Annotated in this window: 12 protein-coding genes, 1 tRNA gene and 2 pseudogenes; 7 read left to right on the top strand and 8 right to left on the bottom strand. The window is 64.3% G+C overall.

The genetic code is table 11. From position 1 onward, the window contains the following. Positions 1 to 202 precede the first annotated feature (202 nt). Positions 203 to 862 carry a peroxiredoxin gene (locus XI05_RS15490; protein WP_172783254.1) on the top strand — a complete coding sequence of 220 codons (660 nt, stop codon included), beginning with the start codon at positions 203 to 205 and terminating at the stop codon, positions 860 to 862. 138 nt (positions 863 to 1,000) lie between these two features. Here the strand turns inward: XI05_RS15490 and XI05_RS15495 are convergent, their stop codons facing one another. Next, the gene (locus XI05_RS15495) at positions 1,001 to 2,731 is read right to left on the bottom strand and encodes a methyl-accepting chemotaxis protein (RefSeq protein WP_271503043.1); all 1,731 of its coding nucleotides are present in this window, start codon (positions 2,729 to 2,731) and stop codon (positions 1,001 to 1,003) included. A 169-nt stretch (positions 2,732 to 2,900) separates the two neighbouring features. Between XI05_RS15495 and XI05_RS15500 the strand changes: the two genes are divergently transcribed. Both XI05_RS15500 and XI05_RS15505 read left to right on the top strand, forming a co-directional pair. Further along, positions 2,901 to 4,292 (top strand): cryptochrome/photolyase family protein, encoded by a 1,392-nt coding sequence (locus tag XI05_RS15500; protein WP_271503256.1) that lies wholly within the window; start codon positions 2,901 to 2,903, stop codon positions 4,290 to 4,292. A 66-nt stretch (positions 4,293 to 4,358) separates the two neighbouring features. Then, complete coding sequence (locus XI05_RS15505; RefSeq protein ID WP_271503046.1) at positions 4,359 to 4,649, top strand: histone; 291 nt, start codon at positions 4,359 to 4,361, stop codon at positions 4,647 to 4,649. 121 nt (positions 4,650 to 4,770) lie between these two features. On the opposite strand, the gene XI05_RS15510 is transcribed toward XI05_RS15505, so the two are convergent. Both XI05_RS15510 and XI05_RS15515 read right to left on the bottom strand, forming a co-directional pair. Then, positions 4,771 to 5,643, bottom strand: a complete 873-nt coding sequence (locus XI05_RS15510; protein ID WP_172783250.1) for a DMT family transporter — start codon at positions 5,641 to 5,643, stop codon at positions 4,771 to 4,773. 97 nt (positions 5,644 to 5,740) lie between these two features. Beyond that, positions 5,741 to 6,187 carry a hypothetical protein gene (locus XI05_RS15515; protein WP_157280506.1) on the bottom strand — a complete coding sequence of 149 codons (447 nt, stop codon included), beginning with the start codon at positions 6,185 to 6,187 and terminating at the stop codon, positions 5,741 to 5,743. A 299-nt stretch (positions 6,188 to 6,486) separates the two neighbouring features. Between XI05_RS15515 and XI05_RS15520 the strand changes: the two genes are divergently transcribed. Continuing rightward, on the top strand, positions 6,487 to 6,750 hold the full coding sequence (locus XI05_RS15520) for a hypothetical protein (protein WP_172783249.1): 264 nt from the start codon (positions 6,487 to 6,489) through the stop codon (positions 6,748 to 6,750). A 24-nt stretch (positions 6,751 to 6,774) separates the two neighbouring features. Here XI05_RS15520 and XI05_RS15525 read toward each other — a convergent pair. Further along, a pseudogene (locus XI05_RS15525) lies at positions 6,775 to 6,944 on the bottom strand (host attachment protein); the annotation flags it as partial. Positions 6,945 to 7,215: 271 nt separating this feature from the next. Here XI05_RS15525 and XI05_RS15530 point away from each other — a divergent pair. Then, the gene (locus tag XI05_RS15530; RefSeq protein WP_271503048.1) at positions 7,216 to 7,491 is read left to right on the top strand and encodes a hypothetical protein; all 276 of its coding nucleotides are present in this window, start codon (positions 7,216 to 7,218) and stop codon (positions 7,489 to 7,491) included. A 246-nt stretch (positions 7,492 to 7,737) separates the two neighbouring features. Continuing rightward, positions 7,738 to 8,701: pseudogene (locus tag XI05_RS15535) on the top strand (helix-turn-helix domain-containing protein). Between the two features lie 56 nt (positions 8,702 to 8,757). Here XI05_RS15535 and XI05_RS15540 read toward each other — a convergent pair. From XI05_RS15540 to XI05_RS15550, 3 genes are all read right to left on the bottom strand, one after another. Beyond that, positions 8,758 to 8,834: transfer RNA gene (locus XI05_RS15540), tRNA-Arg, on the bottom strand. Between the two features lie 150 nt (positions 8,835 to 8,984). Then, a complete protein-coding gene (locus tag XI05_RS15545; RefSeq protein WP_271503050.1) occupies positions 8,985 to 9,503 on the bottom strand; it encodes a hypothetical protein in 519 nt (172 codons plus the stop codon). 161 nt (positions 9,504 to 9,664) lie between these two features. Continuing rightward, positions 9,665 to 10,237 carry a hypothetical protein gene (locus XI05_RS15550; protein WP_271503052.1) on the bottom strand — a complete coding sequence of 191 codons (573 nt, stop codon included), beginning with the start codon at positions 10,235 to 10,237 and terminating at the stop codon, positions 9,665 to 9,667. A gap of 180 nt (positions 10,238 to 10,417) precedes the next feature. Between XI05_RS15550 and XI05_RS15555 the strand changes: the two genes are divergently transcribed. Then, on the top strand, positions 10,418 to 10,804 hold the full coding sequence (locus XI05_RS15555; RefSeq protein ID WP_271503054.1) for a VOC family protein: 387 nt from the start codon (positions 10,418 to 10,420) through the stop codon (positions 10,802 to 10,804). A gap of 55 nt (positions 10,805 to 10,859) precedes the next feature. On the opposite strand, the gene XI05_RS15560 is transcribed toward XI05_RS15555, so the two are convergent. Then, on the bottom strand, positions 10,860 to 11,357 hold the full coding sequence (locus tag XI05_RS15560) for a hypothetical protein (protein ID WP_271503057.1): 498 nt from the start codon (positions 11,355 to 11,357) through the stop codon (positions 10,860 to 10,862). Positions 11,358 to 11,525: the final 168 nt, after the last annotated feature.

Below are 11,525 nucleotides of genomic sequence, written 5' to 3' on the forward strand. Positions count from 1 at the left end.
GCCCGGGCGGCTCCGGTGGAGATGTTTCGTCGCAGGCGCCGCTGTAACAGAAAGTTGCTGGGAAATCGGCCCTTCGAAGAAAGAATTCACATTTTACTTGAGGCGGTTCACTTGGCGTTCACTTAGGCCGGCCAAGCCCCTATAATGGCTCCGATGGCCGAAGGTGAATTCTTCAGTAAATTCAACAAGATGAGGTAGAACCATGACACTTCCGATCGGCGCCACCGCCCCCGACTTCGAAGCCGAGACCACCGAAGGGAAGATCAAGTTCCACGACTGGATCGGCAACAGCTGGGCCCTCTTGTTCTCGCACCCGAAGGACTTCACGCCGGTTTGCACGACCGAGCTCGGCGCTCTCGCCAAGCTGAAGCCGGAGTTCGACAAGCGCGGCGTCAAGCTGATGGGCCTCTCGGTCGATCCGGTCGATCGCCATGCCAAATGGTCGGATGACATCAAGGAGACCCAAGGCGCCGCGCCCAACTACCCGATGATCGGCGACATCGATTTCAACGTCTCCAAGCTCTACGAAATGTTGCCGGCCTCGACCTCGGGCGATCCCCTCACCCGCACGCCGGCCGACAACCAGACCGTCCGCAACGTCTTCATCATCGGCCCGGACAAGAAGATCAAGCTGGTGCTGGTCTATCCGATGACGACGGGTCGGAACTTCCAGGAGATCCTGCGCGTCATCGACTCGCTCCAGCTCACCGCCAAGCATCGCGTCGCCACCCCGGCCGACTGGTCGCAGGGCGAGGACGTCATCATCGCGGGCTCGGTCTCCAACGACGAGGCCAAGACGATCTATCCGCAGGGCTGGAAAGAGCCGAAGCCCTACATCCGGATCGTGCCGCAGCCTAAATAACGCACTTTCATTCCGGGGCGGTGCGAAGCACCGAACTCTGGTACGCAATTGCGCACCTGAGAATCTCGATATCCCCTGGTGCGCAATTGCGCACCTGGGGTCTGGTCCTTCGGACCATCCCGGGATGACGACCCAGAATCAGGCCGCGTGCACGCGGTCGAGGAAGCTCTCGACCTCGGCCTTCAGATGCAGGCTCTCGCCCGAGAGCGCCTGGGCGGAAGCAAACATCCGGCTCGACGTATCGCCCGTCTCGCTGGCGCCCTTGGCGGCGTGACGGACATTGACCGCGACATCGGCCGTGCCTGACACCGCCGCGCGCACGCTGGCCACGATGTTGTGGGTCGCGCTTTTCTGTTGCTCGACCGCGGCCGAGATCGAGCCTGCGATGCCGCTGATGCGCTCGATGGTCTGGCTGATCGCCTTGATGGCGGCGACCGATTCCTCGGTCGCAAGCTGCATGCTCTCGATCTGGCTCGATATCTCGTCGGTCGCCTTCGCGGTCTGGCCGGCGAGCGTCTTGACCTCCTGAGCCACCACCGCGAAGCCGCGGCCGGCATCGCCCGCGCGTGCAGCCTCGATGGTCGCATTCAGCGCCAGCAGATTGGTCTGCTCGGCAATCGAGGTGATCAGCTTGACGACGTCGCCGATGCGCGAGCCGGCTTCCGAGAGCTGCGCAATGCGCTGGTCGGTCGCTTCGGCCTGCCGCACCGCCTCGGCGGAGATCTCGTTCGATTCCTGCACCCGGCGGGTGATCTCGGAGATGGATTGAGACAGCTCGTCGGAAGCCGACGCCGCCGAACGCACATGCTCGGAGGCGCTTTCGGAAGCTCCCGCCGACTGCGCCGACAGATCGGCCGTGGAGCGCGCGGCGTCGGTGAGTTGACGCGCTGCGCGCTCGAACTCGCCCGACGATGCCAGCACCTTGTCGAGAATGCCGCCGACACTGCCGCGGAACCCCTCGACGAAGTTGCGCAGCTCGGCCTTGCGCTGCTCGGCTGCGGCAGCGGTTGCCGCCGCCTGCTCGCTGCGCATACGTGCCCGCTCCTGCGAGTTGCTCCTGAACACCGCGACCGTGCGGGCGATCTCGCCGATCTCGTCGGCCCGGTCCTCGCATTCGATCGCGACGTCGCTCTGGCCGTTGGCAAGCGCGGTGAGCGAATGCGTCACGGAGGTCAGCGGCCGGGTGATGCGGCGGACGACTAACAGGGTCAGGACCAGCACCAGAAGCGCGGCAAGCCCGGCGGCGGCCGCCATGCTCTCCATCGCCTGGGACAGCATGCCCTCGAACTGCGTCATGGGGATGCCGACATAGAGGATGCCGGCGACCTTGCCGGTGCCATCCGCAATCGGGAAATAAGCCGTCATGAACGTCTTGCCGAACAGCGTGGCCGGCCCCTTATAGGCCTCGCCCCGGCGCAGCGGGGCCTGCCCGGGATGATCCGCGGCAAGCTGGGTCCCGACGGCGCGGTCGCCATTTTCCTTTTTCACGTTGGTCGAGCGGCGGACGAACTGTCCGCTCGCCGCGTCGAACACGAACAGGGTCGCGTTGCCGCCGACATAGGACACCGCGCGGTCGACGATGGCGTGATCCCCAAAGTCGGGCATTTTCGGGATCTCGGCGCGGACCACCGCGCCGTCCCGGATCGTGATCTTGGCTTCGGGAACGGTCTCCGCAAAGGCCAGCGCCAGCGTGCGCAGATTGATCTCGATGTCGCGCAAGGCGCGGTCGTTGAAGGCGGATGTCAGCGACCAATAGCCGGCGCCGACCACTAGCGCCGTGTTCATTGCGATCAGCAGCACCGCGCACAGGACGGCCTTGGTGCCGAGCTTGAACCGCGGCAGGAACTTCGCCGTTAGAAGATTGGACATGGATGGAATGACCCCCGTAATTCCTGCATATTCGTGCAATTGACTTACGGCCGCATTAACGGCGGTTCCCGCCGCCGCGCGCGGTACGGTTTCCAATTGGTAAACGAGGCCCTCCCTGACCCCGCCAAGTCAGCCATCCATCATCGTCTGGTTTCGCGACGATCTCCGCCTGTCCGACCACCCCGCCCTCGACGCCGCCGCCAACTCCGGAGCGCCGGTGCTTTGTCTCTATGTACTGGACGAGGCGGCGGGGCGAGCGCCAGGCGGCGCGGCACGCTGGTGGCTGGCGCAGTCGCTGCGATCGCTCGGTGCCGAGATCGCCGCGCGCGGCGGCTCGCTCGTCCTGCGCAGGGGATCGGCGGCCAAGGTGATCCCGGAGCTGGCGCAAGAGAGCGGCGCCCGCGCCGTCTATTGGAACGAAATCGCGCAGGCGCCTCATCAGGCCGTCGAGCGACAGCTCGAAGCGGCCCTGGCGAAGCTCGGCACGCACGCGCAAAGCTTTCCTGGCGACCTGCTGGTCCCGCCCGCGGCGATCCGCACCAAGGACGGCCGGGGCCTGCGCGTGTTCACCCCGTTCTGGCGCCGCGTGCTGGCGCTCGGCGACCCGCCCAAGCCCCTGCCCGCGCCGAAGCAGCTGCGCCCTGCGCCGCGCGTTGCAAGCGATCGACTGGAGGGCTGGAAGCTCGAGCCGACCGCACCGGATTGGGCGGGTGGCCTGCGCGAGGCATGGACCTCCGGCGCCGCGTCCGCCCATTTTCGCCTGCGCGACTTCCTCAAGCACACTGTCCGAATGTATTCCGGCGACCGCGATCGCCCGGACCGAGAGGGCACCTCACGGCTGTCGCCGCATCTGCGCTTCGGCGAGCTCAGCCCGCGTCAAGTCTGGCACGCCGCCCGGTTTGCCGCGGCGGAAGATCCGGCGCTCGGGCAAGGCGTCGAAAAATTCCTGAGCGAGCTCGGCTGGCGCGAATTCTGCCGCCACCTCCTCCACGATCACCCCAACCTCGCCGCCGAAAACCTGCAGACGAACTTCGATCGCTTTCCTTGGCAGGCCGACAAACAAGCGCTCGCCGCCTGGCAGCGCGGGCGCACCGGATATCCCATCGTCGATGCCGGCCTGGGCGAGCTCTGGCACACCGGGGTGATGCACAACCGGGTGCGGATGGTGGTGGCCTCCTTCCTGGTCAAGCACCTCCTGATCGACTGGCGTGAAGGCGAAGCCTGGTTCTGGGACACGCTGGTCGACGCGGACGCCGGCAGCAATCCTGCCAACTGGCAATGGGTCGCCGGCTGCGGCGCAGATGCTGCGCCCTATTTCCGCGTGTTCAATCCGCAGCTCCAGGGCGAGAAGTTCGATCCTGACGGCGCCTACGTTCGACGCTGGGTTCCGGAACTGAAGGCCCTGCCGGCCAAGCTGATCCACCGGCCCTGGCAGGCGACGCCGATCGAGCTAGCGAGCGCGGGCATCACGATCGGCAAGACCTATCCGCAGCCGATCGTCGATCATGCCAGGGGACGCGAACGCGCGCTCGCCGCCTACGCAAAGATCCGCAAAGGTTGAGCGTCGCTTTGACACAATTTCGAAACCCGCTATCGTCATCGCTCCATGCAAACCGTGGGGGACGATATGGACGACGAGAAGCCGATCACCGAACAGGCGATGGAGACGATCACCAGTGCGGTGGAAACGACCAAGGACGCGGCAGTCACTGCAGTCAAGCAGGTGAAGAAAGCCGCCAAGAAGGTCGCGAAGAAAGTAGCGCCGAAGAAGGCAGCCAAGAAGAAGGCCAAGAAGGCTGCGAAGAAGACGACGAAGAAAGCCGCAAAGAAGTCGTCGAAGAAGGCCGCGAAAAAGTCTGCTAAGAAGGCCGCCAAGAAGGTCGGCAAGTCGAAGACGGCCAAGAAGGCCAAGCGCTGATCGCACCGGAAGACGTCTCCGGGTGCGGGCGCGCCCGGAGACGGCGCACGCCTACCCGCCCCGCTTGGCTGCGCGCCGACCCGGATGATGCTCGCGCTCGGGGTCAGCGCTGTGCACGCCGTCAGGACCGCCGATTGACGACGAAGACCGCTGTGGCGCAGAGCGCCATGCCCGCAATGGCAATCGCGTCCAGCTTTTCTCCGAACAGCAGATAGGCCATCAGGGCCGTGACGGCCGGAACCAAATAAAACAAACTGGCGACCGAGGTCGCCGCGGCGTGGCGGATCAGCCAGTACAACAGCCCGATTGATCCGATCGAGAGCGCGACCGCGAGCCAGGCGAGCGCAAGCACGAACTCCTGCGTCCAGTGCACCACGCGATCCTCGAACAGGAAGGCGCCGATCGCGAAGAAAATGGTGACCGCCACGTACTGCACGAGATTTCCGGCGCGCCAGTCGATGTGATTGCAGTAGCGGCGCTGATAAAGCGTGCCGAGCGTGATGCTGACCAGCGAGACCACGGAGGCGAGCCAGCCGAGCCCGGCTTCGCCGGTCATCGGGCGGTTGTGCAGGATCAGCACCACCCCGCCGAGGCCGAGCACGAGCCCGGCCCATTGCAGCGGCGTGACCCGCTCACCGAGCCAGCGATTGGCGATGGTCGAGGTCAGGATCGGCTGCAAGCCCGGAATCAGCGCCGAAAGGCCGGCCGGAATCGAATGCGCGATCGCAATCGCGGTGCCGCCGAGATAGAAGCCGTGGACGAGGATGCCGGCGACCGCGCTGTGCGCGATGCCTGCGCGGTCCGGCCATTTCGGCCGCGCGATGCCTGCGATGATTGCCATCAACCCGACCACGATCGCCATGCGGATGGCGAGATAGGTCAAGGGATCGGCATTGTTGACGACGTATTTGGTGCCGATGAATCCGGTGCTCCAGAGCAGCACGAACAGGATCGGCGCGGCGCGGGCGGCCAGGGTTTCTTGATTATGGTTCATTGCCGCCCTCATTGCCCGACCGTCGGCCATGCGGCAATGCGAATTTCGTCGTGACGATGTTGCGCTGCGACGGACGATCGCGGTCCGGCTCAGCTGCTCACCATTCTTCCGGACAGGGATTGACGATCTTCCAGAGCTCGACGCCGTTCTTGATCTTTTTCATGTCGGTGGTGAGCCCGCCATTGCGGCGAATCCAGTCCTTCACCGTGTCGGGATAGTAGGACATGAGATCGGAGGTACCCTCGGCGCTAGTGACCTTGATGCCGAAGGTGAACGCCTTGTCGTAATAGGCCTGGTGGAAGCCGAGGCTCGCGCGCGGCGTCACGCAGATCTTGTTCATCGGCACGATTCCGAGCACGAGCGTGCAGGCCGAATTGCAGATGCCGTCGATGATGACCCGCTCGCCCTTCTCGCGCACCCGCTTGTACTTGGCCTTGTACTCCTCGACATAGCCGCCGTGGTCGCGGGTGATGTGCAGCTCGGCGCGAGCCGGCGTGGCAGCGGCGAGGCAGAGCAACAGCAGACTCGGAAGCGTGATGCGCATGGCGAGATGACGGCGAAGGCCTTCAGGAATGCACCTGACACGAGGGACCGGCAAGTGATCCCCAGGTCCGGCGGCAGAATTCTGAACCGAATAGTCTTTGGTCATACTTGTGTGGGGAATTCGTTAAGCATCCCGAAAAGGCCAAAAATGGGCAGCTTTTGGCCGCATGTCCGGCAATTCTGTCACACCCACACGGAAATCTGCGGCATTGGCATTGATTTCGGCCCCCCGAAGCGATGCCCGACCGCTCGAAATTGCTATAACGGCTGACCTATTCGAGCGGGTTCCGGAGAATCGAGATGAGCAAGTTGACGCGTGTAGCCGCGGTTGCGGCCCTGACGGCTGCGGTCCTGGCCCCTGCCCTCGCGGAGGCGCACGGCCGTCACCGGTACCACCGCTCCTACGCCAACCCGCTGCCCTACCCGATCAGCTACCTGCACAATTACGGCCCCGGTATCACCCCTGGCACCTTCGCCTACTATGACGGCCCGGCGACCAACCACTGTTATCGCAGCGCGGCCGCTTATATCGGTCAGGACGGCCGGCGGCACCCCTGCTACTGAGGCGCCGCGGCCGCTGCGGGTCCTTCATTTGGCGGCGCCCGACCGCAGCAATTGCTTCTCGATCTCGTAGACCGGCGGCTTGACGAGGTCGTTGCCCACCTCCCCCTGAAGAGCCTTGCGCACCGCCGTCCGAATAGCTCGGCCTCGTCGTGCCAATCGGTCTGCTCGACCGTGCTGCGTGCGCCACCGGCTGCGTCAATCGGGGCCCGTCGCCGCGGCCGGGCCAGGTCTGCGCCAGGAGATCGATCTGCTCGTCAACAAAGAGGACCTTCCCCGGCGAGATCGACAGATCTGGACTGACTCGCATTCAGCTCACCTTGCCCGGCAGCAGGAACCACGCCGCTGCCACCCGTGACCTAAGCCCGGCTCGCCGAAGGTTTGTTCATCTGTATTACATTTCGGTTCGGCCACAATTTGATCAGAACAACCTCGATATCCTGCATCGCGTAATCAGAGGAAGACATCATGAATCTTAAGACTGGCCTTTTGGCCGTGTCCTTGTTCGGCGCCCTCGCTGCATCGTCGACGGCATCCGCCATGCCCATCGCGCCTGCACCTGCGACACCGCAGGTCTCCGGCGTCGAGCAGGTCCGCATGGTCTGCGACGCTTGGGGACAGTGCTGGTGGCGGCCGAACTACTATGGCTATTACGGGCCGCGGCCCTACTACGGCCCGCGGTATTATCGGCCGCGCTATTACGGTCCGCGCTATTATGGGCACTACGGCTATCGCCGCTGGTGACGTTTGAAGGGGCCCTCGGGCCCCTTCGCTTTTGCGAGATCATGTCTTGCAGAGCGATCACGGACCTCGCCGCCGGCAAACCGATGGACCGAAACGTTGACCATAACATTGATCGGACGGACTTCATGACATGAAGTCCGCAATACTACGGCCTGAAATTCGGTTTACTGAAACGCGATGCTTCGCCATTGATGGCGATGCATTGATATTCATTTGATTGTCTCATTTCAGCGGCCGGCCAGAACCATGTTGTTCGACAACCTCGCTCCCTCCTCTGCGCTTCAACTGATCGGCTTTTCCAATGTCGATGCGTTTCGGCCGATCGAGACGATGAAGGATGCGAGGAGCATTCCGCTCGACATCCCAAACTTCGCGGCGGCCCGGGCCATCGTTTCCCTGGGCGTGCCGCATCATCATGATGAGATCGTTCGCGCGAATCCTCGACACTGCCTATCGCATGCCGGGCGGGATGGTGATCCTGTCGATGACCGACGATCTTCAGGCCAACTTCAAGGGTGTGGATCTGGACGCGCGCTTCTTCGCTGCCCTCCGCGGCAACGATGAGTGCCATTTCGTCGAGCCCCGGACCAATCATCACGCCATGATCATCTTCTCCCCCGAACTGAAAGATCGGGGCTGGTTCGACCGCGCCGACCATTTGCGCGCCCATGTCGCGAACCGGCCCGCCCTGCTCCACACGCGACAGCTCCTGCTCGATATCCTGCGCACCGCTTCAGTGCAGCCGCGCCTGTTCGAGACGACCGAGGTTGCGGCCCATCTCCAGGAAGGCCTGCTGCTCGCGCTCGACGATCTGTTTCGAATCGATCCGATGTCGGATCGGAGCACCTCGGTCCAGGGCGAGCGGGCGATCAAGCTCGTGCAGCGCATCGACGACTACGTCGCGACCTTCCCGACCGCTCCGATCTATACGGCCGATCTCGCCCGCGAATTCGACGTCTCGATCCGCACGCTCGGCGGCGCGGTCAGCAAGGTGCGCGGCATGAGCCTGCACCAGTACATTCGCCTGAAGAGGCTGTGGGCGACCCGCGCCCGTCTGCTCAAGGGCGGCGGCGTCACCGTGGCCAGCTGCGCACGTGCCCAGGGCTTCCATCATCTCGGCGAATTTGCCGCGGCCTACCGCGCGATCTTCCACGAGGCGCCCTCCGACACGCTGGCACGCGGACGGCAAAGCGGTGTCCCGGCAAGCTGAGGACGCGGCGCCCTCGCGGCAGTGACCCGGTCGCGTCGTTCCAGAACGCGGACGACTGGCGCGCTCGGAAGGATTCGAACCTCCGACCCTCGGAATCGAAATCCGATGCTCTATCCAGCTGAGCTACGAGCGCCCTGGCCCGGGTAGCGGGCCACCGAGATTCGCCGGCCGGCGCTGGCGAGGAGCCAGCTCACCCGACGGCATTCGGATCGGTTCGAATTAGCAGAGAGGCCGGCCAATAAAAAGCCCTTCCCACCTCGATCGAGGCGGGCCGAAAGCGCCGTTACCAGGTCGTGCTGAAGAGGCCGAAATGCGGCTGCTGCGCGACCAGCATCATAGGACGGCCCGGCTGCGGCGCGGGATGCGCCCTGACGATCTTACGCTTGGGCTGAGCCTGCACCGGAGAAGCCTGACCCTGGGAAGTCTGGGGCTGAGCGGTCTCGGAGGTCCTGGCCGTGGCGGTCCCGGCCTTCGGCGCCGGCGTGAACTGGGCGAAGGTCTCGCGCACCCGCATCTTGGCCGACATCTCGGCCAGAGCCGGCGACAGGCTCTCTTGTACCGGCGGCCGGGGAACCGCAACTGCGGCGGTCTGAACGCCGGGTTCCGCAATCGTCGGCTGGCTGGTGTCGAGGACGACACGCTCAGGCATATGACGATCGGACCGGATTCGGATCAGCGGCTGGTCGTTGCCTGCGGTTGCGACCGCATGCGCCACGGGCGGCGCCGGAAAAACGAAATCCGCCGCGAACAGCAGTGCGAGCAAAGCTCCACCGACGAAAATGAAATACCTAAAGATGGGCATTGGCCGCGCTCCGCCCCCCGCATCCCCGCGTGGGCTCTCCTCGCCTCAACAGGCGATCTACCAATTGGTTCCTGGCCCAGCCGTTCGGTTCAAATGGTGATGCATGGTTTTTGGCCAAGGACCGCAGAGGGTAACTTTTCAGCTACCGGAACAGGCCGCCTTCATGCGCGGCGTGCCGCAACCAGCGAGCATTTTGCCTGATCGGCATTCACGTTGACGACGCCGATTGGGATACGCACAAAGGTCTTGCGGCTCTTCATGCTGACGGGATCCGCCAGCACGCGGCTGCGGTCGGTCAGATGGCTGCCGTCGCGCCGTGTGAAGGCGCAGACGATCTCGACATCCTTTACGGCATAGTCGTTGTCGTTTCGCAGCGTGAACGTCACCAAGGCTTTGGAGCCGAGGCCGCCGCGACGCCAGGTCTGCGATGAAATCCTGAGACGACCAAGTTCTGCTGTCGCCGGCACCTGTGCTTCGGAGGCCGCCGAGGCTATTGCCGACGCATCGCCGGAGGGAGGCGTTCCAACAGCCGCCAGCTCCGCCCCGACCGGCTCAGCACTGTTGCCCTTGGAAAGAGGCAACAACATCCAGATGCCGCAGCCGACGATGATGGCCGCCAGCAGCCACAGAAGGGTTCGGCCAAATGAGACGCTTGCGATCGTCACTGCCCGTGTCAGTCGTTCGCCGCTGCCGGCGAAGCGCCCCAATCCGGTTCGGTCGATCTTGGCGTTCATGGATGCCCACCGATCGGAGCCGCAGCACCATCGAAGATGGACTCGGCCACAACTTACCTTAATCCGGCCAACGAACTAAGGTTCCCGCGGATCATGCGAGTCGGCAAGGGCGGTGGCGACCACCGGCCGGGGCCGCTAACATGCGCCGCAACATCAAAAAGACCCTTTGGAGACCATGCAATGCCATTCGCCGTCACTTGGGATCACGTCCATCTGCGCAGCCCCGATCCGGAGGCGACGGCGGCCTGGCTGCGGGACATCCTTGGTGGCGAGATCGTGCATGCGCCGGGACGGATCGACGTGAATCTCGGCGGCGCCAGGATCTTCATCGCACCGCTCGAGGGCGATGGCGCGGTCAACCCGCCGCCTCCGCACCCGCATCAGGGCCTCGATCATTTCGGCTTGACGGTGAAGGACATCGACGCCGTCGCGGCCGAGATCAAGGCCAAGGGTGTCACCTTCACGCGCGAGCCGACGACCATCCGGCCCGGCGTACGCATCTGCTTCATCCGCGGGCCCGAAGGCATCTCGATCGAGCTGCTGGAGCGCGACAAGAAATACGCCTGACGCGACATCTGCCGTCTCAGGCAACCGAGCCGGGCGCCGACGTCATGCCCGAGGGCTAGGTCATGCTACCGGGCATAAAGCAACGGATGGTGACGCCCATGTAGCCGTAGATTGGCCAGACCATGGTGCGTCCCACCCGGTTCGGCTCCGAGATCACGGCCTCCTCGGGCACGTCGACCCAGACGAGCTCCTGCTGCTGGCCATCGAGCGCAGAGCCATAGCGCGGGACGCGGACGCGATAATGCCCGTCCTTGCTGTCCCAGTCGGAGTCCGAGAGCGCCGAACCATCGGCATCGGAGCAGCAAGGACCCTTGGCGCTCCGCAGACTGTCGAACCAGGACTTCAATTCAGGACTGGTGTTGGCGAACTGCCCGCGGTCGCGCGCGTGCCCCGAGGAGGCTGCGAGCGCGATCAAGGCCAAGGCGCACGCCAGCCTCGTCGGGTTTCGCCGGCGTATCGCATTGCCAATCCGCCGTTGTTCGCTTTTGCAATTCGTGGGACGCGCACTGTACAGACGCGGCTCATCGCCGCCGGAATCGATCCAGTTGGTCACGTTCGTCTTGCTCCAGCACCCCGCGGCCAGTGCAACAATGGTTATGCATTTCGCGGGCCAACTCTGATTCGCAACGTTAGGCCTCGCCTCACCATCAGAGCGTCATGATCGTGTCACGGACAAGCCGGGACAACTACGGCTCGCAGGCCGCTGCCGGCCGGCAAACTG

The organism is Bradyrhizobium sp. CCBAU 11357 (assembly GCF_028128865.1).
Classification (GTDB): Bacteria; Pseudomonadota; Alphaproteobacteria; order Rhizobiales; family Xanthobacteraceae; genus Bradyrhizobium.

Excerpts from the sequence above, each read along its gene's own strand:
- XI05_RS15505 (WP_271503046.1), top strand. The coding sequence starts at position 4,359 with ATGGACGACGAGAAGCCGATCACCGAACAGGCGATGGAGACGATCACC.
- XI05_RS15550 (WP_271503052.1), bottom strand. The coding sequence starts at position 10,237 with ATGAACGCCAAGATCGACCGAACCGGATTGGGGCGCTTCGCCGGCAGC.
- XI05_RS15510 (WP_172783250.1), bottom strand. The coding sequence starts at position 5,643 with ATGAACCATAATCAAGAAACCCTGGCCGCCCGCGCCGCGCCGATCCTG.
- XI05_RS15530 (WP_271503048.1), top strand. The coding sequence starts at position 7,216 with ATGAATCTTAAGACTGGCCTTTTGGCCGTGTCCTTGTTCGGCGCCCTC.
- XI05_RS15490 (WP_172783254.1), top strand. The coding sequence starts at position 203 with ATGACACTTCCGATCGGCGCCACCGCCCCCGACTTCGAAGCCGAGACC.
- XI05_RS15545 (WP_271503050.1), bottom strand. The coding sequence starts at position 9,503 with ATGCCCATCTTTAGGTATTTCATTTTCGTCGGTGGAGCTTTGCTCGCA.
- XI05_RS15520 (WP_172783249.1), top strand. The coding sequence starts at position 6,487 with ATGAGCAAGTTGACGCGTGTAGCCGCGGTTGCGGCCCTGACGGCTGCG.
- XI05_RS15555 (WP_271503054.1), top strand. The coding sequence starts at position 10,418 with ATGCCATTCGCCGTCACTTGGGATCACGTCCATCTGCGCAGCCCCGAT.
- XI05_RS15495 (WP_271503043.1), bottom strand. The coding sequence starts at position 2,731 with ATGTCCAATCTTCTAACGGCGAAGTTCCTGCCGCGGTTCAAGCTCGGC.
- XI05_RS15515 (WP_157280506.1), bottom strand. The coding sequence starts at position 6,187 with ATGCGCATCACGCTTCCGAGTCTGCTGTTGCTCTGCCTCGCCGCTGCC.